Below are 24,335 nucleotides of genomic sequence, written 5' to 3'. Positions count from 1 at the left end.
CCCGAGCACTACCCGGCCTCCGGAGGCTGCATGCTCGCGCCGACGCTCCAGTCACCGGTGCAGTCCCACGCCGTCGGTGGCACCGCGCCCTCCAGGATCCGGGCGACGAGGCCGGCGAGCGAGTAGCCCGGGTCGACCTCGTCGCACCGGTCGACGGCGCACCAGGCGAGCGCGCCGTGACCGGCCTGCCAGGCCGCGAACGCGAGCAGCGCGGCGGGGGCGGGCACCAGCGGGTCCGGGGTGCGGCGCACGACGTCGCTCCAGAAGGCGACGTGGGCGGCCGCGACCTCGCGCCGCAGCACCGACCACGCGGCGTCGCGCACACTGACGTCCAGCACCCCGCGGAGCAGCCGCGCCAGGTCCGCGTCGCTCGGCGACGTGCCGTCGCGGGTGTGCAGAGCGACGAGGTCGCGTGCCCAGCAGCCCTCCTCGAGCGCCGGCGCCGGGCGGCCCGGGAGCCCGGCCAGCTCGCCGACCACCCGCGCCACCGCGTCCGGGTCGGCCCGCAGGGTCGCCGCGAGCGCCTCGCGGGAGCCGTGGACGACACGCCCGTCGTAGACCGCCTGCGCGGCGAACGGGTGGCCGGACACGTCGTAGGCCACGCCGTGTGCTGGCACCCCCGCCTGCTTCGGCACCGGATGCCAGCGGCGGCCGTCGGTGCGCAGGCCGGCGAGGACCTCGACACCGGAGCGTCGCAGCGCGCGGGCGACCGCGTGGAGCGCCCGGTCGGCGGGCCGGCCGCGCTCGCTGTAGGCGACCAGGATCACCCGCCGGACCCCGTGCTGGCAGGCCGGCGCCAGCAGCGAGTCGACCAGCTCGGGCAGGTCGGCACTCGCGGCGGGCAGGTCGGCACGGGCGTGGAAGGGCGGATCGCAGCCGAGGGTGAGCATCACCAGCGACTCGGCGGGCTCGAAGCCGAGCAGGACGGGCACCAGGGCGAGGATGTCCTCGGGCGCCCGGATGGTGAGGACGGTGGCGGGTTCTGGGGTCATGCCTCGACGGTCCCCGCGCCGGCCGACATCCTCGGCCCGGCGGGAGCGAGGCTGTGGAGAGACGCGTCCGGGCGGCGTCTGTGGACGGGAAGTGGCGGTCGGCCGGTCTGTCGGCGCCGCGCGGTAGCGTGCGCGCGTGCGTGCGGTCGCGTCGGTGCTCCACCTGGACCTGGACGCCTTCTTCGCCGCCGTCGAGCAGCGGGACAAGCCGTCCCTGCGCGGCAAGCCCGTGGTGGTCGGTGGCGTCGGCGGCCGGGGCGTCGTGTCGACGGCGTCCTACGAGGCCCGCAGGTACGGCGTGCGCTCGGCGATGTCGACCCGGGAGGCCCGGGCTCGGTGCCCGCACGCGGCGTTCCTGACCGGCCGGTTCCACGCCTACCGCGACACCAGCGAGCGCGTGATGGCGCTGCTGCGGTCCGTGTCGCCGCTCGTCGAGCCCCTGTCGCTCGACGAGGCGTTCGTCGACCTCGCGGCCGCCGACCGGGCGACGTACCCCCAACTTGCCGACCTCTCGGTGCCGTCGGTGACCGCGTTCGCGGAGCACCTCCGTGCGCGGGTCGAGGAGGTCACCGGCGGGCTGACGGCGTCGGTCGGCGTCGCGAGCTCGAAGTTCCTCGCGAAGGTCGCCAGCGACCTCGACAAGCCGGACGGCCTGGTGGTCGTCCCGCGCGGCACCGAGCGCGACCTGCTGCGACCGATGAGCGTCACCGTCATCCCCGGCGTCGGGCCGGCGACGACCGAGCGGCTCCGCCGGGTCGGCGTGCACACGGTCGCGGACCTGGAGACGCTGAGCGAGGACGAGCTGGTGCGGCTGCTCGGCAACGCCAACGGCCACTGGCTCCACCAGCTCGCGCAGGCGCAGGACGACCGTCCCGTGGTCGCCGAGCGCGAGGCGAAGTCGGTGAGCGTCGAGGGCACCTACGACCACGACCTCACCGACCGCGTGCTGATGGAGCAGCTGCTCACCCGGCAGGCCGTCGACGTCGCGCGCCGGCTGCGCAAGGCCGGGCTCTCCGGCCGCACGGTGACGATCAAGGTGCGGCTGCACGACTTCACGACGCTCAACCGCTCCACGACCCTCGCCTCGCCGACCGACGCGCCGGCGACCATCGCCCGGCTGGCCCGCACCCTGCTCGCCGACCTGGACACCTCCGGCGGCGTCCGGCTGCTCGGTGTCGGCGTCTCCGGGCTCGCCGACTGGGTCCAGGAGGACCTCTTCGGCGAGACGACCGAGGACGAGGAGGAGCTGCCGGACGTCGAGGTGCCCCACCACTCGCGGCGCGCCTGGGCGCCGGGCATGGACGTCGAGCACGCCGAGATGGGCCGGGGGTGGGTGTGGGGCTCGGGCCGCGGTGTGGTGACCGTGCGCTTCGAGACCGCCGAGACCCCCGCCGGGCCGGTGCGCTCCTACGCCGAGGACGACCCGGACCTCACGGTCTGGCGCCCCCCGACGCCGGAGGAGGAGCCGGGGTGAACCGCACCTCCTCGCCGGGCCGCAGCTGGGCGCACTGCCACAGGTCGGCCGGGTCGACGACCGCGACGACCGGGTAGCCACCGGTCGGCGGGTGGTCGGCCAGGAACACGACCGGCTGCCCGCTCGGGGGCACCTGCACCGCTCCGAGCACCATCCCCTCGCTGGCCAGCTCGTCGTCGCGCCGCGGTGGCAGCCGCTCCCCCTCGAGGCGCAGCCCGACCCGGTTGGAGTCGGCGCCCACGACGTACGCCGCGGCGCACAAGCGGTCGAGCACGTCGTCGGCGAACCAGTCGGCGCGCGGTCCGGGGTGCACCCGCAGCGGGCCCGGCCGGGGTGGGCGCGGCGCGTCGAAGGGGGGCGGCTCCCGCCTCGGCTCGCCCACCGGCAGGCGGGCTCCGGCCTCGACCGGGGCGGGGCCGACCCAGGCGAGCGTGTCGGTCGACCGGGAGCCGAGCACGGGCTCGACGGCGATGCCGCCGGCGACCGCGACGTACGAGCGGAGCCCGGTCGGTGGCCGCTCGACACGCAGCTCGGCACCCGGAGCCAGCCACGCCGCACGACCGGGCCCGCCGGCGCCGGTCACGGCGACCCAGCAGCCGGCGTCGCTGCGCAGCACCAGCCCGCCGAGCAGCACCTCCAGCACGGCGTCGTCCGGGTCGTTGCCGACCACCCGGTTCGCCAGTGCGGCGGCCGGGGCGTCGAGCGCGCCCGCGCGCGGGACGCCGAGGTGCGCCAGGCCGAACCGGCCCCGGTCCTGGACCGTCACCAGCGGCCCGACCTCCACCACCTCGATCACTGCGGCACGAACCTCACCCGGGTGCCCGGTGGGAGCAGCGCGGGCTCGGCGCGCGATTGGTCCCAGAGGGTCGCGTCCGTCCGCCCCAGCAGCCGCCAGCCGCCGGGCGACGCGGTCGGGTAGACCCCGCACCACGCCCCGGCCAGTCCGACCGCGCCGGCGGGCACCCGCGGGCGCGGCGACGACAGGCGCGGTACGGCGAGCGCGTCCGGCAGTCCCGCCAGGTAGGCGAAGCCCGGCGCGAACCCGCAGAACGCCGCGACGTACTCGACCTCGCTGTGCCGGGCGACCACTCCGGCCACGTCGGTCCCCCACCGCGACGCCACGTCGTCGAGGTCGGGTCCGTCGTAGACGACCGGCACCTCGACCGCGGGACCGGGCGGTGGCGGCTCGCCGGGCTCCCAGCCGCGCAGCTGGGCCGCGAGCGCGGCGGGGTCGGCGACGCCGTCGAAGAGCACGCTCTCGGCCGCGGGCACGACCTCGACCGCCGGGACGTCGTGCGCGCGTGCCCAGCCCGCGAGCGCGAGCGCGGAGGCGGCGTCGCCGACCTCGGCGAGCACCGCGGACGGGCCGACGGGGCGCAGCTGCACGATCCCGGTCACGGACCCAGTCTCGGGGGCGTTCACGCGCCCGTCACGCACCGGACGTTGCGGGTCGCGCCGGAGAGGTCCAGCATGAAATAGGCGAGGGGCCCCCGGTGGTATGAGCACCAGGGGCCCCTCGGTTCGGCCGGCTCGGTGACGTCCGACCCACCGGACCCTCACTCCGACCCCGGCCGCCCCGTCACCGGGCGTCCGCCGCGAGTCGCCTCGCGGTGCGGGTCGTCGTTCCTGTCCGATCCCCAGCTCTCCCGGTCTCCCGGTCGATCTGGTGAGGAGAGTTCTACGTGGCCCGGGTCACACCCCGCAAGGGGTCGCCGCGAACCCACAGCCCGATCCACAGCGGGACCGCCTTCGTCCACAACAGGAGGCCACACTCCACAGGAACTGGTCCAGACCTGTGGACACGCCTGTGGGATCCCTCAGCAGAACGGGCGGAGCCCGCGCCCGGCCGCCTCCAGTGCGGCGCGCACGGCCCGGGCGTGCGCCACCGCACCCGGGCTGTCGCCGTGCAGGCACAGCGAGTCGACCGACCCCGCGAGCGACAGCGCCTGCCCCACGATCGCCTCCTCGCTCGTCAGCAGCGCCCCCGGCTGCGCGCGCAGCAGCAGCCGGCCGCCGGCGCCGTACCCCCGGTCGGGGAAGCCCTCGCGGAAGGTGCGCCGACCGGCGCGGGCGGCGTGGTCGAGCAGCACCCCCGGCATCGTGAGCACCGGCAGGTCTGCCGAGCCGGCCAGCACCGCGTCGGCCTGCTCGTCGTCGTCGAGCACCCGGTGGTAGAGCGCGCCGTGGGGCTTGACGTAGCGCACGGCGGTGCCGGCGACGGCGGCGATCTCGGCGAGCGTCCCGACCTGGTCCGCCACCTGGTCGCGCAGCACGCCGGGGGCGACGTCGCGGGCGACGCGACCGAAGTGCTCCCGGTCGGCGTAGGAGACCTGCGCGCCGACCGCCACCCCGAGCCGGGCCGCCTCGGCGCAGACCGCGCGCATGATCGCGGCGCTCCCGGCGTGGTAGCCGCACGCGACGTTGGCACTCGTGACGACCGCGAGCAGGGCGGCGTCGTCGGTGACCTCCTCGCCGAGGTCGGCGTTCAGGTCGACGGTCGTGCGACTCTCGGGCATCGGCGACCAATCTAGGCTGCTGGCATGCAGTACGACGTCTGCGTGGTCGGCGCCGGGCTCGCCGGTGCGGCATCCGCCCGCGAGCTCGCGGCCCGCGGGCACTCCGTGCTGCTGCTGGAGCAGCACGCCGTCGGCCACCGGCACGGCAGCTCCCACGGCTCCTCGCGGATCTACCGGCGCGCGTACGCCGACCCGTTCTACGTCGCCCTCACCGGCCGTGCCGCCGACGAGTGGGACCGGCTCGAGGACGAGTCGGGCGTCGCGCTGCGCACGCCCACCGGCGGGCTCGACGTCGGCGCCGGGCGCCCCGAGGCGGTCCACGCCGCGCTCACGTCCGCCGGCGTGCCGGTGGTCCACCTCTCCACCGCCGAGGTCGCGGACCGGTGGCCCGGGATCGCGGTCGGGCCGGCGACCTTCCACCCGGGTGCGGGCCACCTCGACGCCGACCGCACCGTCTCCACCTGCGTCGAGCTCGCCGCGCGCCACGGCGCCGAGCTGCGCGAGCACACCGCGATGACCCGGCTCGAGCCGGCCGGCGACGGGGTCGTCGTGCACACCGAGGGTGGCAGCGACCGGGCGCGACGCGTGGTCGTCGCGGCCGGCGCCTGGCTGCCCGAGCTCCTCGGTGGCCTGGGCGTGAGCCCGCAGCTGCCGGACCTCCAGGTCAAGCAGCAGGAGGTGTTCCACCACCGGCACCGCGACCCGGCGGCCGCCTGGCCGACCCTCGTGCACCTGACGGACGACACCGAGATCTACGCGCTCCCCTCCGGTCGCGACGGCGGCCCGGCGCCGGCGTACAAGGTCGGGCAGTTCGACAGCGAGTCCGACACCAGCGCGACCGCCCGCGACGGCGTCATCGACGACCTTGCCCGCCGCACCGTGCGGGCCTTCGTCGAGGAGTACCTGCCCGGGCTCGAGCCCGAGCCGGTGGCGGAGGCGAGCTGCCTGTTCACGATGACGCCGGACGGCGACTTCGTGCTCGACCGCGTCGGGCCGGTCGTCGTCGCCTCGCCCTGCTCGGGGCACGCCGCGAAGTTCGCGCCCTTGACCGGCGTGCTCGTCGCCGACCTGGTCGAGGGCGGCACGCCGGACCCGCGCTTCGCGTTCCGCTCCGCCCCGGCGGGGACCGCGAGCTGGGCCTGACCGCCGCGGGGATAGGTTCGGCGCTATGTCCCTGGAGCCACCCGTCGCCGACCGACGACCCACCAGCCGCGAGATCCACGGCCGCGCCCGCACCGACGACTACGAGTGGCTGCGGGAGAAGGAGTCGCCGGACGTCACGGCGTACCTCGAGGCCGAGAACGCCTACACCCAGGAGCGCACCGCCCACCTCGCGGACCTGCGGCAGGCGATCTTCGACGGCATCAAGGCCCGCACCCGCGAGACCGACCTGTCGGTCCCGACCCGCAACCGCGGCTACTGGTACTACGGGCGCTCCTTCGAGGGCAAGGAGTACGGCGCGAGCTGCCGCGTCCCGGTCGCCGACCCCGACGACTGGACCCCGCCGCGTCCCGCCGAGGACACCGCCCCGGACCAGCCGGCGCTGCCCGGCGAGCAGGTGCTGCTCGACCTCGACCAGCTCGCGCAGGGGCACGAGTTCTTCTCGCTCGGCGGCTCCTCGGTGAGCCCCGACGGCACCCTGCTCGCCTACTCCACCGACGTCGTCGGCGACGAGCGCTACACCGTGCGGGTCAAGGACCTCGCCACCGGCGACCTGCTCGAGGACGAGATCGTCGGCGTGCTCGGCGGCGCGACCTGGGACCGCGCCGGCGAGAGCTTCTACTACACCACCGTCGACGAGACCTGGCGCGCCGACAAGATCTGGCGGCACCGGCTCGGCACCGTCCAGGCCGACGACGAGCTCGTGCACCACGAGGCCGACGGCCGCTTCTGGGTCGGCGTCGGCCGCACCCGCACCGACCGCTTCATCGTGGTCGCCGCCGGCTCCAAGATCACCTCGGAGTACCGCTTCCTCGACGCCGACGACCCGGACGCCGGGTGGCAGGTGTTCGCCGAGCGTCGTGAGGGGCTCGAGTACTCCCTCGACCACGCCGTCATCGCCGGCGAGGACGTCTTCCTGGTGATGCACAACCACAGCGGGCCCGACTTCGAGCTGTCGACCGCGCCGATCGCGCCGACCCCGGCGGAGGACTGGCGGCCGCTCATCGCGCACGATCCCACCGTCCGCCTCGAGGACGTCGACGCCTTCGCGGGCCACCTCGTCGTCCACCAGCGCAGCGAGGGCCTCACCCAGCTCCGCATCCTCGAGCTCGGCGCCGGGGGCGTCGGCGACGACTACCTCGTCGAGTTCGACCACGAGATCTACACGGTCGGCACGGCCGGCAACCCGGGCTTCGCCCAGCCCGTCGTCCGGCTCGGCTACACCACGATGGCGGTGCCGGCGTCGGTCTACGACTACGACGTGCGCAGCCGTGAGCTCACCCTGCTCCGCCGGACGCCGGTGCTCGGCGGCTACGACCCCGCCGACTACGAGGAGCACCGCCTGTGGGCGACCGCCGAGGACGGCGAGCGGGTCCCGGTCTCGATCGTCGCCAAGCGCGGCGCCCGCGAGGACGTCGGCGGGGGCACGGGGCCGGTCCCGACGCTGCTCTACGGCTACGGCGCCTACGAGACCTCGATCGACCCCTACTTCTCGATCGCCCGGCTCGCGCTGCTCGACCGCGGCGCGGCGTTCGCGATCGCCCACGTGCGCGGGGGCGGCGAGATGGGCCGGCGGTGGTACGACGACGGCAAGCTCTTCAAGAAGCAGCACACGTTCTCCGACTTCATCGCCTGCGGCCGGCACCTCGTGGACACGGGCTGGACCACCCCGGAGACGCTGGTCGCGGAGGGCGCCAGCGCCGGCGGGCTGCTGGTCGGGGCGGTCGCCAACCAGGCTCCGGACCTCTTCGGCGGCATCGTCGCGGGGGTCCCGTTCGTGGACTCGCTCACCACGATGCTGGACGCCACGCTGCCGCTGACGGTCACCGAGTACGACGAGTGGGGCAACCCCGAGGCCGACGCCGAGGTGTACGACTACCTCGCGTCGTACGCGCCCTACGACAACGTCGCGGCGCTCGACTACCCGCCGATCCTCGCCGAGACGTCCCTCAACGACACCCGGGTGCTCTACGTGGAGCCGGCCAAGTGGGTCGCGCGGCTGCGCGCGACCGCCGTCGGCCGGCGCGACTTCCTGCTCCGCACCGAGATGGCGGCCGGCCACGGCGGCGTCTCGGGGCGCTACAAGTCGTGGCACGACCGCGCCTTCACCCTCGCCTGGATCCTCGACCGGATGGGGCTGGTTTAAGGGTTCGCCCCTGAGAAGTCCCTGAGAGTCCGTCTCAGACGCAACTCCACGGGGTTCTCGCACGTCGTCACGGGTAAGCACCACAAACGAGTCGACGTTTGGCCCGGGAATCCCGCGGTCACCGTGGACGTTGATGACGACGTGTGGGGGGCGCACTGGCGCCGTCCACCGACGGAAGGAGGGCGTCATGGCAACACGTACCGCGTCTGCCACGCGCGAGATCGAAGGCCGCGACAGCGTCGGCCTGTACCTCGACGAGATCGCGCGCAACCCGCTGCTGGACGCCGCAGCCGAGGTCGAGCTCTCCAAGACGATCGAAGCCGGCCTGATGGCCGAGCACCTCCTCGCCGAGGGCCGCGTGGGCCGCAAGAAGGGCGGCGCGCCGATGTCGGCGACCCAGGAGGAGCTCGAGTGGCTCGCCGAGGAGGGCCGCAAGGCGGTCGACACGTTCATCACCGCCAACCTGCGCCTCGTCGTCTCGATCGCGCGCAAGTACGGCCGCGCCCAGATGCCGATGCTCGACCTGATCCAGGAGGGCAACACCGGCCTGATCCGGGCGGTCGAGAAGTTCGACTACACCAAGGGCTACAAGTTCTCGACCTACGCGACCTGGTGGGTGCGGCAGGCGATCACCCGCGGCATCGCGCAGCAGGCCCGCGTCGTCCGGCTCCCCGTGCACGTCGTCGAGGAGCTCAACCAGGTCGGCGGCGCCCGCCGTACCCTCGAGCGCCAGCTGGGCCGGGAGCCCGACCCGCAGGAGATCGCCACCGAGCTCGGCATGGAGCTCGACCGGGTCCTCGACCTGATGTCGTGGGGTCGCGAGCACGTCTCGCTCGACTCCCCCGTCGACGAGGACGGCGACACCTCGCTGGGCGACCTGATGGCCCAGGAGACCTCGCCGGGCCCGGACCTCACCGTCCTCGACGTCGAGTCCCGCGAGCGCCTCAACACGCTCGTCGGCCAGCTCGACGAGCGCGCCGCGGACATCATCCGCTCCCGCTACGGGCTCGTCGACGGCCGTCAGCACAAGCTGGCCGACATCGGCGCCAAGCACGGCATCTCCGCCGAGCGGGTGCGCCAGCTCGAGCGCGAGGCGCTGCAGAAGCTGCGCCGCTTGGGTGATCCAGACCTGGCTGCCTGATCGCAGTCAGCCGCTCGACCCGCCTGGGGTGCTCAGGCGGGTCGAGACCATTTACGGGGCCGGCTCCGTGGCCGTCAGCTCCGCCCAGACCTCCTCGACCCGCGCTCGCAGGTCGGCGAGGGAGCCGTCGTTGACGATCAGGTGGGTCGCGATCGCGCGGCGCTGCTCCGCGGTGGCCTGGGCGGAGATCCGGGACTCGGCGTCCTCGCGGGTCCAGCCGCGGTCGCGGAGCATCCGCTCGACCTGCACCTCGACGGGCGTCTCGACGACGACCACCGCGTCGAAGGTGTCGGCGCGGCCGGTCTCCGCCAGCAGCGGGATGTCGTGGACGACGACGCCGTCGGTCGGGGCGGAGGCCTCGAGGGCGGCGTACCGCTCGAAGACCAGCGGGTGCACGATCCCCTCGAGCACCTTGCGCCGGGCCTCGTCGTTGAAGACGACCTGCCCGAGCTTCGGCCGGTCCAGGTCGCCGTCCGGGGTGAGGATCTCCGGCCCGAACGCCTCGACGACCTGCGCGAGCCCCGGCGTCCCCCGCTCGACGACCTCGCGGGCGAGCTTGTCGCCGTCGATGATGACGGCCCCCAGCTCGGCGAAGATCTCCGACACCGTGCTCTTGCCCGAGGCGATGCCCCCGGTCAGTCCCACTCGCATGGCGCCATCCTGCCGGACCCCGCCAGCGGGGCGCGCACGCCCGGTGGGGGTGGCGGCACGTAGGCTCACCGGGTGAGCAGCCGATGAGCAAGATGGACGCCCTCCGCGCGATGCGGGAGGCCCGCTACGCCGAAGCCACCGAGCGGGCGGCCCGAGCGAAGACCACCCCCCAGACCGCGCCGAGGAGCCGGCCACCGGTCGCGCCGCCGGAGGCCGCTGCGCCGGCGCCCGAGCCGGCCGCCGCGCCCGACGGCCGGTGCGGCCACCGGTCGATGAACGGGCGCACCTGCACCCGCGAGTCCGGCCACGCGGCCAAGAGCCACCGCTACTCCTAGCCGGTATGGGCGACCGCCTGCTCGACACCGAGCGCGGTCGCCCGGCAGACCTCCGGCCACGGGGTCGGCTCCAGGCCGAGCTCGCGCGCGATCGCGCTCGAGTCGAGCACGTAGGGGCGGGTGAACTGGTACTCGGTCTCCCGCAGCTCGCGCAGCACGGGTACGACGGCGCCGCCGACGCCGAGCACCCACCTCGGGAAGCCCTTGACCGTGACCGGCTCGCGGCCGGCGGCGCGGCACACGTCGGCGACGACCTCGGCCTGGGTCCGCGGGGCGTTGGTCGGCGCGTGCCAGACCCGGCCCCAGGTGCGCGGCGCCTGGGCGACGGCCGCGAGCGCCCTGCCCATGTCGCGGACGTCGGTGAACGAGTGCGGCTGGTCGGGCCGGCCCATCACCCGGACGGTCTTCCCGGCCAGCGCGGCCTCCCTCACCCGGACCACGTGGGAGGTCGCCGGGCCCACCCACGGACCCACGTAGTCGGCGCCGCGCACCTCGGCGGCCGCGATCCGGCCCGCCTCGTGGGCGGCCAGCGCGTCGGCCCACATCAGGGCGCGGATCCGGGCCTTCTTCGTGGTCGCGGCGTCGGGCATGCCCTCCACCATCGGCTCGTCGACCGGCCCGTAGCCGTAGAGGCAGGAGGCCGTCACCAGCGTCGCGCCGGTGCGCTCCGCCGCAGCCAGGAACGCCGCGGCGACCGGCGGCCAGAACTCCGGCCACACCGTGTACGACGGCGGGTTGACGCAGTTGTAGAGCGCGACCGCGCCGGCGGCGAGCTCGCTCAGCCGGTCCACGTCGGCGGCGTCCGCGGCGACGCGGCGTACGCCCGGGATCTCGGGGCCGGCGCCCGAGCGGCTGACGAGCAGCACGTCGTGACCCTCACCTGCGAGCTGGATGGCGGTGGCGCGGCCGACGGGGCCGGCTCCGACGATGACGTGGCGGTCGGACATGGTTCCTCCTGGAGTCGAGATTCCGAGAGCACCGCTCTCGATAGGTCCAGGTTGGCACGCGCCGGCCGGTAAAACAAGAGCACTGCTCTCGCAATGTGCGAGGATGTGTCCATGACCTCCCGCGCCGAGAACCGCATCGAGCAGACGCGCACCATCCAGGCCACCGGCCGTCGGCACCTCGCCGAGGTCGGGCCGGCCGCGCTCTCGCTCCGCGCGATCGCCCGGGACGTCGGCGTGGTGTCCTCGGCCGTCTACCGCTACTTCCCGAGCCGCGACGACCTGCTGACCGCTCTCATCGTCGAGTCCTACGACGAGCTCGGCGACGCTGTCGAGGCGGCCGACGCGGCGACCGACCCGGCGGACCTCGCCGGTCGGTTCCGCGCCCTGTGCCACGCGATCCACGACTGGGCGCGCACCAACCCGCACGAGTACGCCCTCGTCTACGGCTCCCCCGTGCCCGGCTACGCCGCCCCCGACACGACCGTGACCTCGGCCGGCCGGGTGACCGGCGCGTTCCTTCGCCTGGCGGCCGCGTCGGAGACCGCGGGGGCGACGGTCGCCGCGACCCGCCCGCTCACCGAGGCCGAGCGGGCGGCCCTGGAGCCGGTGCGCGCGGCGGTCGCCGTGCCGCTCTCCGACGTGCGCCTGCTCCGCTGGCTGATGGCCTGGCACACGGTGTTCGGGCACGTCTCCCTGGAGCTGTTCGGCCACATGCACCGCGGCGTCCTCGACTACGACGCGCACTTCAGCCAGGTCGTCGACCAGCTCGCCGCCGACCTCGGGCTGGACTGAGCTCAGCCGGCGAAGCGACGGCGGTACTGCTGCGGGCTCAGCCCGCGCACCCGCGCGAAGTGGTGCCGCAGGGTCGCCGCGTTGCCGAACCCGACCTCGGAGGCGATCCAGTCGACCGAGTGGTCGGTCCGCTCGAGCAGCTCCTCGGCCGCCTGCACCCGCTGGCGGGTCACCCACGCGTGCGGCGTGGTGCCGGTCTCGGCGCGGAAGCGCCGCGCGAACGTGCGCTCGGACATGTGGTTGTGGCGCGCGAGCGTCTCGACGCTCAGGTCCGCGCCGAGGTTGCCCACGATCCACTCCAGCAGCGGCCCGAGCGTCTCGGCGTCGCAGTCGGGCACCGCGTTGGCGATGAACTGCGCCTGCCCACCGTCGCGGTGCGGGGGTACGACGATCCGCCGGGCGGTCGTCGCCGCGACCTTGGCGCCGAAGTGGTCGCGCATCAGGTGCAGCGAGGCGTCGATGCCGGCGGCGGAGCCGGCGCCGGTGAGGATGTTGCCGTCGTGGCAGTAGAGGACGTCGGGGCAGACCTTGGCCTCGGGGTAGAGCTCGGACAGCTTGTCGGTGTAGCGCCAATGGGTGGTGCACTCCCGCCCGTCGAGCAGCCCCGCGGCGCCGAGCTCGAAGACCCCCGAGCAGTGCGCGTAGATCGTGGCGCCACGGGCGTCGGCGGCACGGAGCGCGTCGAGGACCGCGGGGTCGTGGTCGAGGAAGTCCGACTTCGGGCTCAGGCAGACGAGGTCGGCGTCGGCCGTCGCCTCGAGGCCCAGGTCGACGTACAGGTCGAAGCCGGACCGGCCGCCGACCCGCCCCGGGCGCGGCGTGCACACGCGGAAGTCGAAGACCGGGTTGTCGTCGTCCGGATGGTAGGGCTCGCCCCACACCTCGACCAGGGAGCCGAGCCCGAAGGGCTCCGCCCCGTCCTGCACGATGACGGCCACGGTCTGCACGGGACCCAGCCTGCACCAGATGTGGCAGAAAATCAACGCACCATGGCTTTTCTGCCACTCGTGGCAGGATCTCTACTGGCGCATGATTACTGCCATGACCTTCCTGATCCTGCTCCTGCTGGTCGCCACGGCCCTGGTCGTCGCGACCGTCCGCCTGATCGTCCACGACGGCCGCGGCCCGCTGCGCCCGCCCGCCTCGCACTTCGAGGACAACCGATTCCTCGCCCCGCTCGCCCGCTGACTTCCCGCAGGTACGACGAAAGGCCCGCCCCGGTCGCCCGGGGCGGGCCTTTCGTGTGTTCAGCTCAGGGCGTCAGTTGCCGCCGGTCAGCTTCTCGCGGAGCGCCTGCAGCGCCTCGTCGGAAGCCAGCGAGCCGCCGGTCGCCTCCTCGGCGTCGTCGGTGCCGCCGCTGGAGTACGACGTGGCCTCGCCGGCCTCGACCTCGGCCTGCTTGGCCTCGGCCTGCTGCTTGACGTGCGCCTCCCAGCGGGCGTGCGCCTTGGCGTACTGGTCCTCCCAGACCGCGCGCTGCTCGTCGAAGCCCTCGAGCCACTCGCCGGTCTCCGGGTCGAAGCCCTCGGGGTAGACGTAGTTGCCCTGCTCGTCGTAGGTGGCCGTCATGCCGTACAGCGTCGGGTCGAAGTCCTCGACGTCCGCCGCGGTCGCGGTCTCGTTGGCCTGCTTGAGCGACAGCGAGATCCGGCGACGCTCGAGGTCGATGTCGATGATCTTGACCATGACGTCGTCGTTGACCTGGACGACCTGCTCGGGGATCTCGACGTGACGCTCGGCGAGCTCGGAGATGTGCACCAGGCCCTCGATGCCCTCCTCGACGCGGACGAACGCACCGAACGGCACCAGCTTGGTGACCTTGCCCGGGACGATCTGACCGATCTGGTGGGTCCGGGCGAAGTGCTGCCACGGGTCCTCCTGGGTCGCCTTCAGCGACAGGGAGACACGCTCGCGGTCCATGTCGACGTCGAGGACCTCGACGGTGACCTCGTCGCCCACGGCGACGACCTCGGACGGGTGGTCGATGTGCTTCCAGGACAGCTCCGAGACGTGGACGAGACCGTCGACGCCGCCGAGGTCCACGAACGCACCGAAGTTGACGATCGAGGAGACGACGCCCTTGCGGATCTGGCCCTTCTGGAGCTGGGTCAGGAAGCCGTGGCGGACCTCGGACTGGGTCTGCTCGAGCCACGCACGACGCGACAGGACCACGTTGTTGCGGTTCTTGTCGAGCTCGATGATCTTCGCCTCGAGCGTCTGGCCGACGTAGGGCTGCAGGTCGCGGACGCGACGCATCTCGACGAGCGAGGCGGGCAGGAAGCCGCGCAGGCCGATGTCGAGGATGAGACCACCCTTGACGACCTCGATGACGGTGCCCTCGACGACGCCGTCCTCCTCCTTGACCTGCTCGATCGTGCCCCAGGCGCGCTCGTACTGGGCGCGCTTCTTGGAGAGGATCAGCCGGCCTTCCTTGTCCTCCTTCTGGAGGACCAGGGCCTCGACCTTGTCGCCCACGGAAACGACCTCGTTGGGGTCGACGTCGTGCTTGATCGACAGCTCGCGCGAGGGGATGACGCCCTCGGTCTTGTAGCCGATGTCGAGGAGGACCTCGTCGCGGTCCACCTTGACGATGGTGCCCTCGACGATGTCGCCGTCGTTGAAGTACTTGATGGTCGCGTCGATCGCGGCGAGGAAGTCCTCTTCGGAACCGATGTCGTTGACGGCGACCTGGGGCGCGTCGTAGTCGGGAAGAGTGGAGATGGTGCTCGTCATAGGGGAGGTAGTTCCTTGGATGGATGGAGTCGTGCGGGCACGTCGAAAGGCTGTTTCGTCGACTCGAGGTGAGTCGCCGAGCGAGCGTCCACTCCGTATGGGACCCAGGCAGACCTCCGGCGCAACCTAAAGAATACGCGGGGCGCCGCACGCACGTCCAACTCGGGTGCCCGCCCAGGCTACGCTCCGCAGCGTGGAGAACCATCCCCCGGTCCGGGTCGAGCGGCGGCCGGTGTCGGAGACGGAGTCGCGGCGCGCCAACGGGCCCGACTGGGACCGGTACGCCGACGAGTACCAGGCCACGCACGGCGAGTTCCTCGGCGACGCCGGCTTCGTCTGGGGCCCGGAGGGCCTGACCGAGGCGGAGGCGGGCGTGCTCGGCGACGTCGCCGGCCGCGACGTGCTCGAGGTCGGCTCCGGAGCCGGGCAGTGCTCCCGGTGGGTGCGCAGCCAGGGCGGGCGCGCGTACGGGCTCGATCTGTCCCACCGCCAGCTCCAGCACTCGCGGCGCATCGACGCCGCGACCGGCATCGTGGTCCCCTCCGTGCGGGGCACCGCGACCGCGCTCCCCTTCGCCGACGACTCCTTCGACGTGGTCTTCTCGTCGTTCGGCGCGCTGCAGTTCATCAGCGAGATCGACGAGGCGGTCGCGGAGACCGCGCGCGTGCTGCGCAGCGGCGGCCGGTACGCCTTCTCGATCACCCACCCGACCCGCTGGATGTTCCCCGACGACCCCGGCGAGGAGGGCCTGACGGCGAGCCAGTCCTACTGGGACCGCACGCCGTACGTCGAGGTCGACGACGCCACCGGCGTCGTGTCCTACGTCGAGCACCACCGCACGCTCGGCGACTGGGTGTCCCTGCTCGCAGGCCACCGCTTCGTGCTCACCGACCTGCTCGAGCCGGAGTGGCCCGCCGGTCACGACCGCGTCTGGGGCGGGTGGTCGGGCGTCCGCGGCCGGCTGACCCCCGGTACAGCGATCTTCGGGGCCCGGCTCGACTGAGCCGGACCCCGAAGAGAGTGATGGTGCTGGGTGCGTCCTAGACGGACGCGTCCACGCGGTGCTCCGGCTTGGTCGAGCTCGCACCGGCCTCCCGCCGGCGGGACGAGAGCAGGAGCAGGATGCCTGCGACGATCGCGAGCGCGCCGCCGACGAAGCCGGCGATCGGCACCCAGTCGAGCATGACGTCGAGCATGCGCAGGTTGTCCTTGGCGCCGTCGGTCGACTTCTTGATCTGGTCCTCGGTGAACTCGGCCTGCAGGTTGAGCACCTGCGTGCCGTCCTCGAGGTAGCGCTGCTGGTCCTGCGACTGGTTCAGGATGTCGCCGGTCCGCGGCTCGACCCAGATGTTGATCTCGTTCGAGTACGTGCCGGGGGTGTCCTCGGCGATCTCGATCGCCTCGTCCTCGATCACGACCTTGTAGTGGTAGGTCTCGACACCGTCGAAGTCCTTGGTGTCGACGTACTCGGCGTCGACGGCCCGGCCCAGGGTGCCGTCCCAGTAGGGGTAGGTCTTCTTCTCCGCGTCGAAGGGCCACTTGTTGACCAGGCCCTCGTGCTGGACCGTGCCCTCGGGCACGTAGTCGCCGTTCGGGACGGCCTCGGCGGTCACCCGGTCGGTGGCGAAGGTGTCCTCGCTCGCCGAGACCAGGCGCGGGTCCTCGCCGTCGACGCAGTCCGGCGCGTTGCCGTCGGTGTTCTCGACGACGCACGAGCCGTTGACGAACACGACGACGTTGTCGTCGGAGGCGTCCGCGTCGGCCTGGGTCAGGCTCATGATGCTGATCGGCACCGGGCTGCCGAGGGCGGTGCCGTCGAAGCGCTGCGCCTCGCCGCTGAGGCGCGTGGTGTTGTCGACGTCGAGCGGGGTCTTCTTGACCACGCCCGGCATCCACGCGATCGCCATGATCGCGACCACGATCAGGAACGCCCCGAGGCCAATCAAGATCGGGCCGAAGACTTTACGCACCGTTACCTCCCAGTTACGACGGCCTTCATCGGCAGTCATCCGCGCCGCAGAGTAACGCATGCCACACCCGAATGTGACTTGCCGGTAGCGAACTGTGACCTGATTTATTGAAACACGTTCTCGTTGCCGTGTCTCGGCCCCGGAGCAGGTCCGGCCGGGCGTCCTCGCGGCGACCCGAGGGGCCCGCCCGTGCGATAGTTCGCAGGTGCCCACCGAGCTCCGCCACGCCACCGACGACCCGGGTGGGACCGGCGGCACCGCCGTCGACGTCGGCACTGCCGTGAACGTCGTACGCGTGCGCGGGACCCTGCCGGCTCTGGACTCGATGCGCGCCGTCGCGTCGATCGCCGTGCTTGGCACCCACGCCGCCTTCTGGGGTGGCGCCTACGGCCACCGAGGGTACGGCAACGCGCTCGCCCGTCTCGACGTCGGCGTGGCGATCTTCTTCGTGCTCTCGGGCTTCCTGCTCTCCCGGGCGTGGTTCGCGCGGCACGCGCACCACACGCGAGCGCCCCGCGCGAGGGCGTACCTCTGGCACCGGTTGCTGCGGATCTTCCCGGTCTACCTGATCTCCGCAGTCGCCGCCCTGGTGCTGCTGCCGGGCAACGACGACGCGTCCCTGACAACGTGGGTGCACACGCTCACGCTCACCAACATCTACCTCGACCCCGAGCTGCCCGCCGGACTCACCCAGATGTGGAGCCTGGCCACCGAGGTCGCGTTCTACGTGACGCTGCCCGTGCTGATGTGGCTGGTCCTCTCCCGCCGTACCCACGGCGGCCACGGCCGGAGCCGCTTGGGTGTCGTGCTCGTCGCCATGCTCGTCGTCAACATCGGCTGGCTCGCGCTGGCGCCCACGGCGCTCGCCGGCACCAGCGCGATGGTGAGCGTGTGGCTGCCCGGCTACCTCACGTGGTTCGGCGTGGGCCTGCTCGTCGCCGGGGCAGCCGCCCACCTCGAGGCCGGAGGCGACGCGGCCGAGTCGGCCCGGATCTCCGTGCTGCTGCGTGAGGTCGGTCGCTCCCCCGGCGCCTGCTGGGTCGCGGCACTCGCGCTGTTCGCCATCGCCGCGACCCCGCTCGCCGGCCCCTCGTCGCTGGTCGCTCCCGCGGCGGCCGAGTCGGTCGTCAAGAACCTGCTGTACGCCGCCATCGCGGGGCTGCTGATCCTCCCGGGGGTGTTCGCCGACCCCGATGGTCGCTACGTCCGGGTCCTGTCGTTGCCGGCGCTGCGCCACCTCGGCCACATCTCGTACGGCATCTTCTGCATCCACCTGGTGGTGCTCGAGCTGGTCTTCCGCTGGCGCGACATGGAGCTCTTCGCCGGCCGAACCGTCGAGCTCTTCACGCTCGCCCTCATCGGCAGCGTCCTGGTGTCCGAGGTGCTCTACCGCCTCGTCGAGCGTCCCGTCCTGCGCTGGAAGAACCTCTTCGACCGGCCGGCGTCGAGCACCAGAGCCACCACGACCCCGAGCCCGGCCAGCACCGGCAGCTGAGGCGCCAGCAGCGACCCGGCCCAGCCCTCGGCTGATCCGAGCGGTCGCCACCAGTAGGCGATCGCCGCGGACCCGATCAGGAGGCCGCTCAGCCACGCGGCGAGGTCACGCGGGACCCAGCGGTCCACGGCGAGCGATGCCAGCGCGAGTGCCCCACCCGCGACGAGCAGGGCCCACCATCCGCCGATGACGCCGAACGCGACCAGTCCGGTCGCGCCCACGACGGCGGCCGGCAACGCACGCGTGCGCACCGGCGGGAGGCTCGACGTCTCCTTGCGGCGGACCACGGCCAGGAGGAGCAGCAGCACGAGCAGCACGCCGCCGCCGGCGAGGGCGACCCGGTAGACCCGGTCGGGCGCGTAGCGGAGGTCGACCTGCTCGACGACCCCCTCGAGCCGCCACCCCTGCTGCCACCCGTCGACCGTCACGGAGCCGACCGTGCCGTCGTCGGGCGTCGAGCCGACCCATCCGGCGTTCTGGTTCTCGCGGATCGCCGCGATCGACGCGTCGGGAACCGGGACGTGCAGGACGCGCGAGGCAGCCGACACCTCTGTGAGCTCCGCGGGCGCCACTGTGGTCGCCGGCACCGGGCTCCGCTTCATCACCAGCCGGAGCCCACGGAAGGCCGGCGCCGGCGACAGCACGACCCGGGTCTCGCCGGACGAGACGTCGAGCTCCGGGGGGCCGCAGACGCGGGCCGAGAGCAGGCCGCCGTCGAAGAGCTCGCGCGGGGACGCCGTGACCGAGGTCGCGTGGAAGGTGTCGCCGACCCGAACGGCCGGCCCGAAGTCGCAGCCGAGGTCGGTTGGCACGTCGGAGAGCGTGATCGGGAGGAGGTCCACCCCGTGCAGTCGGACCTCGCTGACGCCGACTCCGAGCTCCGACCGGCTGCCGTCGGCGGCAAGGTCCTCGGTCTCCTTCTCGGCGGTGAGTCGGATGTCGACGTGGTCGCTCCGGAACGGCTTGACGTCGGCGTGCCCGCTGGGGTCGAGCTCCACCGACTGGCTACCGCCGGCGTAGGACAGCGTGACCTCGGTCGGCCGGGAGGCGGGCGCATCGTGGTCGAGACGGACGTCGATGCCGCGGATCGTCCGCCTGCCGAACCAGTCCAGCGAGAGCGAAGGGTGCCGGTCCTGGGCGTCGGCCACCCAGGTGGTGCCCGGATCCCCGTCGATCGCGGCGATCGCCGACCCGCGGGCGTCCTGCACCGCGTCGGAGGAGGACCGGACGTCGATCAGCTGGTCGCGCATGATCAGGCTCTGCAGCGGCGGCCCGTACGCAGGCGTCACCTCCGCGGCGACGCGATACCTGCCCCCGGCGCCCAGCCGGAGCGTGCGGTCGAGCGCCCCGGGCTCCTCGCCCGCGCGCCCGCGGGTCGGCGAGCAGCGGACGTCGTCGTCGACGGTCACGCACGCGTCGCGCCACCCCGGCGTCGACGACAGCAGGATCGACGCCGGCGCCCCCCAGCGGGCGGGAACCTCGGGGAGGACCAGGGTGCGCTCGACGTCGACGCCGGCGATGTACACCTCCGCAACGGCAAGCGAGCCTGAAGACGCCTGGTCGCGCGTCACGGTCACCGACGTGGTCGGGCCGGGTGGGACGCGGACCGTCCTCGGCTCCCCCGGCTCGGCCGTGAACGGCCGGCTCGAGCCCTCGTCGGTCACGACCCGCAGCTTCTCGGCCCGCCGACGACCGGTGTCGCCGGCGACGACGACGACGGTACGCAGGTCCACCGGCTCCGAGAGCTCGACCGACACCCACGGGTCGTCGTCGGTCGCGTCCGACTGCCACTGCGTGGAGGTCAGTCCGTCGAACGCCGAGTAGGGCTGGTGCTCCGGCACCGTCGGGCCAGCGCCGTCGGCGAAGGCCTGGGACGACGACGCGGTGATGTCCTTCGCGCCGATGAGGCGCGCGTGCGTCTCCCACCGCTCCTCACCGAGCGTGTAGTCGCGCGCGGCCGCACCCCGACGGCCCGGGTCGTCGGCCGTCAGGGTCGCGGACGCCGCGTCGCCCAGGCGGCCGAAGTTCCGCTCCCGGCGCCGCAGCCCGTCGGTGACCACCAGGTCGCTGCTGTCGACGTCCGTCGGCGCATCGACGGCGAGCACCGACGGGGCGTCGCTGATCAAGCCGGTGTCCAGCAGCTCCACCAGGTTCTCGGGCCCGCCGACCACGAGCGGACTTCCGGTCGAGGCGACGGCTTGCTGTGCCCCGTCGACCGCGTAGATCTCGATCGCCTGGTAGCGGTCGGTCCACCCACCGTCGATCGCGAGCGGGTTCTTCCTCTCGTTGACCAGGGGACGGTTGCCGACGACCGGACCGAAGGCGGCGACCTTCTCGATGCCGGGCGATCCGTCGAGCACTTGGTGGACGACGACCGCCGGGGTCTGGTCCGCCGTGCGCAGGTCGTTGCGGACGACGAGGTGCCCGATCCCGGCGCGGGCCAGGTAGCGGGTCAGCGCCTCGGAGGGCCGGCCCGACGCGAGCTGCTCCTCGATCTCGTCCAGCATCCTGATGCTGCCAGGCGGAGCCAGCGGGACCGCGTTGCGGATCGCCCACCGCGCGGACGTCAACGCCTGGATCGGTTCGTCGTCGGGGTCGCCCCAGAGGTAGTAGCCGAAGCTCGATCCGGGGACGAGGAGCGCCGTCGAGTCGCTGCCGTGCTCGTCGAGCCAGTCGGCGGTCTGGAGCCAGTAGCCCGGGATCTCACGGAAGTCGTTCGCCTGGCCGAGCCGCCCCGCGAAGGCCGGGCTGACGATGCCGGCGACCGACGCGATGGTGACCAGCAGCACGCCGGCGTACGCGAGCCGGTCCCCGGTGGCGTCGCGACCCACGTCCCGGTGGCGTTGCCGGCGCGCGGCGGCAGCCCGCTCGGCCAGCACGCCGAGGAGGTGCGCCAGCCCCAGGACGAGCGGGATCCGGATGATCGGGTCGAACTTGTGCACGTTGCGCAGCGGTGCGAGCACGCCGTCCAGGGCGCTCCGCTCCGGGTCCGCGAACCACCCGGCGATCGCGCCGCCGTGCCCGGCCGTGACCATCACCAGTCCGAGCAGCAGCGAGAGGACCAGGAACTGGCGGTGGGGGTTGCGGCGCAGCGTCAGTCCGGCGGCTCCCAGTGCCAGCAGCACGCCGGTGTTGAGGGCGATGTAGCCGATCGTGATGATGTCGTTGCCGGTCTGCCAGGTCGGGTCCAGGTACGGAACCCAGTGGGACGTGCCGCGCAGCGCGTCGAAGACGGTCGTCGGCAGCGTGGTGACCTGGGCCACCTCGATGAAGTCCAGGAAGGGCGGGCTGTAGCGGCCGAGGATGAACAGCGGCGCCAGCCACCACAGCGTGCCCGCCAGGACGAACGTCGGCCACCACAGCATCATCGACCGACGGCGGGGACCGGGTTCCCGGGTCAGCAGCCACACCGCACCGAGAGGGATCACCGCGAACGTCGCGGCGGCGTTGACGCCACCGACGGCGGCCACGGCCAGGGCCGAGAGCAGCGCAGCGCGGCGTGGCGAGCCGCGACCCGCGCCGATCACCAACGGCACCAGCACCCACGGCGCGACGGCGCTCGGCCACGCCTCCGCGGAGATCGGCCCGATCGTCGTGAGGATCCGCGGCGACAGGGCGAACGCGAAGCCGGCGACCAGCCGGGCGGTGGGCGTGCCGAGGCCGAGCACGGCGCACAGCTTGACCGCGCCGAGGAACGCGACGACCAGCAGGACCGACCACCAGGCCCGCTGGATCGCCCACGCGGGAACGGAGGCGACGTGGCCCAGCCAGAAGAACGGACCCATCGGGAAGAGGTAGCCGTAGGCCTGGTTCTGCACCTGGCCGAAGACGCCGGCGGGGTCCCACAGGTGGAGGGCGCGGGTGAGGAACCCGGTTGGGTTGGCGACCAGGTCAAGCTTGGTGTCCGCGACGATCCGACCCGGTCGCTGCGAGAACGCGAGGGCAGCGAGGACGAGACACGAAGCGACGAGGCGGAACCTCCACGCGAATCGCTCCTCCGCAGAGGGCGTCCTGCTCATCGCCGCCGGAGGACGATCACGAGGTTCCAGGTGAACAGCTCACGCAGCAACGGCACCCGGGTGAGCCAGTAGAAGGAGCGGGGGTTGTAGCGCGGGATCAGGTCGAGCACGTCGGCCTGGTCCTGGCCGGCCGCCCACCGGAGCCCGGAGGCGACGGTCATCGGGAACAGCGACTCGCCGAACTTGTTCTTGGGCTCGTGGCCGTGCCGCTTGCGGTAGCGCTCCCGCGCCCGCTGGCCGCCGAGGAAGTGCCAGGGAGAGGTCTCGTGGCCGCCCCACGGGCTGTACCAGACGGTGTAGGAGATGAAGGTGATGCCGCCGGGCTTCGTCACCCGGACCATCTCGCCGGCCATCCGCCACGGGTCCGACACGTGCTCGAGGACGTTCGACGAGTAGCACAGGTCGAATGTGTGGTCGGCGAACGGCAGCTCGAGGCCGCTGCCGATGACGGTGCGGGGCGAGATGTCCCCGAGGTGGGACAGCTCTCCCACGTCGGCGTCGAGCGCGAAGTACGACGTGCCGCGCTCCTCGAAGACCTGCCGGAAGTAGCCCGGCCCGCCACCGACGTCGAGCATGTCGACGCCGTCGAGGTGCAGATAGCCCTCGAGCTGCCGGGCCGAGTCTGTCGCGAGGGCGCCGTAGAAGACCGCCGGCTCGCTCTGCTCCTTGCGGAACGCGCGGAAGAGCCCGATCGACCGTCGCAGGTCAGCGGCCCACGGCGTCGTGCTGGTCGGACGGTCGCGAAACACGCGCCGACCCTATACTGCGCCCATGTCCGCCAGCACACACGTGTCGTTGGAGGACATCTCCCCCGGCGCGCCGCCCCGGGAACGCGAACGAGAGGTCGCCGCACTGACCGGTCTGCGCGGCTTCGCGGCGCTCATGGTCCTCGTCGTGCACGTCTCCGTACGCACCGAGTACCCCTGGTTGGTGGGTCTCCCCTCGTTCGGGCCGGTCTGCCTCTTCGTGCTCTCCGGCTTCCTCCTGTACCGGCCCTGGGCCCGGTGGACGTTGAGGCTCGGCACCAGCCCGGACCTCAGGCGCTACTCGCGACGACGCCTGGCGCGGATCTTCCCGGCGTACCTCTTCGTGTTCCTCGTCATCGCCCTGGTCTACCCGCGGGCACGACCGGACGGTGCGGACAGCTGGTTCTACAACCTCACGCTGACCTGGATCTACGTGAAGGGCGAGCTGCCGCTGGTCTTCCAGCACTCCTGGAGCCTCTGCACGGAGCTCTCCTGGTACGTCGCCCTGCCGGTGATGGCGATCGCGAGCGGGCTCGTCGCGCGTCGCTACCCTCCGCGGACCGCGCTCTGGATCGTCACCGGGTTGATCGCTCTCTCGGTGCCGATCACCGTCCTGTGGCAGGCATGGCTCTACGCGGACGACCTGGGCGTCTACGGCACCTACGCGTTCTGGCTGCCGGCCTACCTCGTGTGCTTCGCCGGCGGTGCGCTCGTGACCCTGTACGCGGAGGCACACGCGGCCGGCCTCGTCTCGCTCTCGCGCCTGCGGCGGATCGCGTCGGACTCGTGGGCGCTGCCGCTGTTCGCGGTGGCAGCCGCGCTGATGGGCACCTCGGCCCTCGGTGGTGCGGACGGCTACGTGTCGCACAGCTTCTCCGAGGACCAGGTGCGGTTCGTCGCGGTCACCTTGGTCTCGCTCGCGCTGCTGGTCGCGGTCGTGTTCGGCTCGTCCGGCTCGCCGACCAGCTGGCTGATGAGCACGCGCGCGCTCACGACCGCCGGCCTGTGGTCCTACAGCATCTACCTCTGGCACCTGCCGATCATCGTGATCCTCGACGACAAGCTGGACTACCCCGATGCTCCGGTCGCCGACCTCGTCTTCCGCCTCGTCTGGGTGCTGGCCCTCACCCTGCCGCTCTCGGCAGCGACGTACGCCTGGATCGAGAAGCCGGCCATGGAGTGGTCCGCGCGGCGGACGGTCGGCCTCGCGACCGACT

General features: G+C 72.9%; 20 protein-coding genes and 1 pseudogene. 10 read left to right on the top strand and 11 right to left on the bottom strand.

The features are described from left to right. Window positions 1–8: 8 nt before the first annotated feature. Window positions 9–992 carry a DUF4192 domain-containing protein gene (locus HZF07_RS01650; protein ID WP_157346482.1) on the bottom strand — a complete coding sequence of 328 codons (984 nt, stop codon included), beginning with the start codon at window positions 990–992 and terminating at the stop codon, window positions 9–11. 136 nt (window positions 993–1,128) lie between these two features. On the opposite strand from HZF07_RS01650, the gene HZF07_RS01645 reads away from it, so the two are divergent. Continuing rightward, complete coding sequence (locus HZF07_RS01645) at window positions 1,129–2,466, top strand: DNA polymerase IV (protein WP_181644638.1); 1,338 nt, start codon at window positions 1,129–1,131, stop codon at window positions 2,464–2,466. Here HZF07_RS01645 and HZF07_RS01640 read toward each other — a convergent pair. The 3 genes from HZF07_RS01640 to HZF07_RS01635 form a co-directional block, all read right to left on the bottom strand. Beyond that, window positions 2,423–3,262, bottom strand: coding sequence for a 5-oxoprolinase subunit C family protein (locus HZF07_RS01640; RefSeq protein ID WP_309504239.1), 840 nt, complete (start codon window positions 3,260–3,262; stop codon window positions 2,423–2,425). The two genes, HZF07_RS01645 and HZF07_RS01640, sit on opposite strands and share 44 nt — an antisense overlap. After that, window positions 3,259–3,864: a 5-oxoprolinase subunit B family protein gene (locus HZF07_RS23455; protein ID WP_309504238.1), complete on the bottom strand. Its 606-nt coding sequence runs from the start codon at window positions 3,862–3,864 to the stop codon at window positions 3,259–3,261. The genes HZF07_RS01640 and HZF07_RS23455 overlap by 4 nt, the downstream gene beginning before the upstream one ends. 419 nt (window positions 3,865–4,283) lie before the next feature. Then, complete coding sequence (locus tag HZF07_RS01635; protein WP_157346480.1) at window positions 4,284–4,982, bottom strand: 5-oxoprolinase subunit PxpA; 699 nt, start codon at window positions 4,980–4,982, stop codon at window positions 4,284–4,286. A gap of 24 nt (window positions 4,983–5,006) precedes the next feature. Between HZF07_RS01635 and HZF07_RS01630 the strand changes: the two genes are divergently transcribed. From HZF07_RS01630 to HZF07_RS01620, 3 genes are all read left to right on the top strand, one after another. Continuing rightward, window positions 5,007–6,125, top strand: a complete 1,119-nt coding sequence (locus tag HZF07_RS01630; protein WP_157346478.1) for an FAD-dependent oxidoreductase — start codon at window positions 5,007–5,009, stop codon at window positions 6,123–6,125. 25 nt (window positions 6,126–6,150) lie between these two features. Continuing rightward, window positions 6,151–8,289 carry a S9 family peptidase gene (locus HZF07_RS01625; RefSeq protein WP_157346476.1) on the top strand — a complete coding sequence of 713 codons (2,139 nt, stop codon included), beginning with the start codon at window positions 6,151–6,153 and terminating at the stop codon, window positions 8,287–8,289. A gap of 187 nt (window positions 8,290–8,476) precedes the next feature. After that, the gene (locus HZF07_RS01620; RefSeq protein WP_157346474.1) at window positions 8,477–9,430 is read left to right on the top strand and encodes a sigma-70 family RNA polymerase sigma factor; all 954 of its coding nucleotides are present in this window, start codon (window positions 8,477–8,479) and stop codon (window positions 9,428–9,430) included. 51 nt (window positions 9,431–9,481) lie between these two features. On the opposite strand, the gene coaE is transcribed toward HZF07_RS01620, so the two are convergent. After that, window positions 9,482–10,081 (bottom strand): dephospho-CoA kinase, encoded by a 600-nt coding sequence (gene coaE / locus HZF07_RS01615; protein WP_157346472.1) that lies wholly within the window; start codon window positions 10,079–10,081, stop codon window positions 9,482–9,484. Window positions 10,082–10,164: 83 nt separating this feature from the next. On the opposite strand from coaE, the gene HZF07_RS01610 reads away from it, so the two are divergent. Further along, the gene (locus HZF07_RS01610; RefSeq protein ID WP_157346470.1) at window positions 10,165–10,416 is read left to right on the top strand and encodes a hypothetical protein; all 252 of its coding nucleotides are present in this window, start codon (window positions 10,165–10,167) and stop codon (window positions 10,414–10,416) included. Here the strand turns inward: HZF07_RS01610 and HZF07_RS01605 are convergent. Beyond that, window positions 10,413–11,363, bottom strand: coding sequence for an NAD-dependent epimerase/dehydratase family protein (locus HZF07_RS01605; protein ID WP_157346468.1), 951 nt, complete (start codon window positions 11,361–11,363; stop codon window positions 10,413–10,415). The genes HZF07_RS01610 and HZF07_RS01605 overlap by 4 nt on opposite strands. Window positions 11,364–11,474: 111 nt before the next feature. Between HZF07_RS01605 and HZF07_RS01600 the strand changes: the two genes are divergently transcribed. Next, window positions 11,475–12,155, top strand: a complete 681-nt coding sequence (locus tag HZF07_RS01600) for a TetR/AcrR family transcriptional regulator (protein ID WP_232523710.1) — start codon at window positions 11,475–11,477, stop codon at window positions 12,153–12,155. Window positions 12,156–12,157: 2 nt separating this feature from the next. Here HZF07_RS01600 and HZF07_RS01595 read toward each other — a convergent pair whose 3' ends face one another. Further along, window positions 12,158–13,102 carry a GlxA family transcriptional regulator gene (locus HZF07_RS01595; RefSeq protein WP_181644637.1) on the bottom strand — a complete coding sequence of 315 codons (945 nt, stop codon included), beginning with the start codon at window positions 13,100–13,102 and terminating at the stop codon, window positions 12,158–12,160. A 94-nt stretch (window positions 13,103–13,196) separates the two neighbouring features. Between HZF07_RS01595 and HZF07_RS01590 the strand changes: the two genes are divergently transcribed. Next, window positions 13,197–13,343 carry a hypothetical protein gene (locus tag HZF07_RS01590; protein WP_157346464.1) on the top strand — a complete coding sequence of 49 codons (147 nt, stop codon included), beginning with the start codon at window positions 13,197–13,199 and terminating at the stop codon, window positions 13,341–13,343. A 72-nt stretch (window positions 13,344–13,415) separates the two neighbouring features. On the opposite strand, the gene rpsA is transcribed toward HZF07_RS01590, so the two are convergent. After that, window positions 13,416–14,888: a 30S ribosomal protein S1 gene (gene rpsA, locus HZF07_RS01585; RefSeq protein WP_157346462.1), complete on the bottom strand. Its 1,473-nt coding sequence runs from the start codon at window positions 14,886–14,888 to the stop codon at window positions 13,416–13,418. Between the two features lie 193 nt (window positions 14,889–15,081). On the opposite strand from rpsA, the gene HZF07_RS01580 reads away from it, so the two are divergent. Beyond that, complete coding sequence (locus tag HZF07_RS01580) at window positions 15,082–15,891, top strand: class I SAM-dependent methyltransferase (protein ID WP_181644636.1); 810 nt, start codon at window positions 15,082–15,084, stop codon at window positions 15,889–15,891. A gap of 37 nt (window positions 15,892–15,928) precedes the next feature. Here HZF07_RS01580 and HZF07_RS01575 read toward each other — a convergent pair whose 3' ends face one another. Beyond that, a complete protein-coding gene (locus HZF07_RS01575) occupies window positions 15,929–16,858 on the bottom strand; it encodes a DUF3068 domain-containing protein (protein WP_157346460.1) in 930 nt (309 codons plus the stop codon). 205 nt (window positions 16,859–17,063) lie between these two features. Between HZF07_RS01575 and HZF07_RS01570 the strand changes: the two genes are divergently transcribed. Further along, window positions 17,064–18,353 (top strand): acyltransferase family protein, encoded by a 1,290-nt coding sequence (locus HZF07_RS01570; protein ID WP_157346458.1) that lies wholly within the window; start codon window positions 17,064–17,066, stop codon window positions 18,351–18,353. Here the strand turns inward: HZF07_RS01570 and HZF07_RS01565 are convergent. Both HZF07_RS01565 and HZF07_RS01560 read right to left on the bottom strand, forming a co-directional pair. Next, the gene (locus HZF07_RS01565) at window positions 18,245–22,372 is read right to left on the bottom strand and encodes an alpha-(1->3)-arabinofuranosyltransferase (RefSeq protein WP_157346456.1); all 4,128 of its coding nucleotides are present in this window, start codon (window positions 22,370–22,372) and stop codon (window positions 18,245–18,247) included. The genes HZF07_RS01570 and HZF07_RS01565 overlap by 109 nt on opposite strands. Next, window positions 22,369–23,121, bottom strand: coding sequence for a class I SAM-dependent methyltransferase (locus HZF07_RS01560; protein ID WP_309504234.1), 753 nt, complete (start codon window positions 23,119–23,121; stop codon window positions 22,369–22,371). The genes HZF07_RS01565 and HZF07_RS01560 overlap by 4 nt, the downstream gene beginning before the upstream one ends. A 22-nt stretch (window positions 23,122–23,143) precedes the next feature. Between HZF07_RS01560 and HZF07_RS23600 the strand changes: the two are divergent. Further along, a pseudogene (locus HZF07_RS23600) lies at window positions 23,144–24,259 on the top strand (acyltransferase family protein); the annotation flags it as partial. Window positions 24,260–24,335: the final 76 nt, after the last annotated feature.

It is taken from the genome of Nocardioides agri, assembly GCF_013778305.1.
In the GTDB taxonomy this organism is placed as follows: Bacteria; Actinomycetota; Actinomycetes; order Propionibacteriales; family Nocardioidaceae; genus Nocardioides; species Nocardioides agri.
The sequence above is the reverse complement of the archived record's forward strand: the minus strand, read 5'-3'. Positions and strand labels throughout refer to the sequence as shown.

Excerpts from the sequence above, each read along its gene's own strand:
- HZF07_RS01650 (WP_157346482.1), bottom strand. The coding sequence starts at position 992 with ATGACCCCAGAACCCGCCACCGTCCTCACCATCCGGGCGCCCGAGGAC.
- HZF07_RS01635 (WP_157346480.1), bottom strand. The coding sequence starts at position 4,982 with ATGCCCGAGAGTCGCACGACCGTCGACCTGAACGCCGACCTCGGCGAG.
- HZF07_RS01630 (WP_157346478.1), top strand. The coding sequence starts at position 5,007 with ATGCAGTACGACGTCTGCGTGGTCGGCGCCGGGCTCGCCGGTGCGGCA.
- HZF07_RS01625 (WP_157346476.1), top strand. The coding sequence starts at position 6,151 with ATGTCCCTGGAGCCACCCGTCGCCGACCGACGACCCACCAGCCGCGAG.
- HZF07_RS01620 (WP_157346474.1), top strand. The coding sequence starts at position 8,477 with ATGGCAACACGTACCGCGTCTGCCACGCGCGAGATCGAAGGCCGCGAC.
- coaE (WP_157346472.1), bottom strand. The coding sequence starts at position 10,081 with ATGCGAGTGGGACTGACCGGGGGCATCGCCTCGGGCAAGAGCACGGTG.
- HZF07_RS01610 (WP_157346470.1), top strand. The coding sequence starts at position 10,165 with ATGAGCAAGATGGACGCCCTCCGCGCGATGCGGGAGGCCCGCTACGCC.
- HZF07_RS01605 (WP_157346468.1), bottom strand. The coding sequence starts at position 11,363 with ATGTCCGACCGCCACGTCATCGTCGGAGCCGGCCCCGTCGGCCGCGCC.
- HZF07_RS01600 (WP_232523710.1), top strand. The coding sequence starts at position 11,475 with ATGACCTCCCGCGCCGAGAACCGCATCGAGCAGACGCGCACCATCCAG.
- HZF07_RS01590 (WP_157346464.1), top strand. The coding sequence starts at position 13,197 with ATGACCTTCCTGATCCTGCTCCTGCTGGTCGCCACGGCCCTGGTCGTC.
- rpsA (WP_157346462.1), bottom strand. The coding sequence starts at position 14,888 with ATGACGAGCACCATCTCCACTCTTCCCGACTACGACGCGCCCCAGGTC.
- HZF07_RS01565 (WP_157346456.1), bottom strand. The coding sequence starts at position 22,372 with ATGAGCAGGACGCCCTCTGCGGAGGAGCGATTCGCGTGGAGGTTCCGC.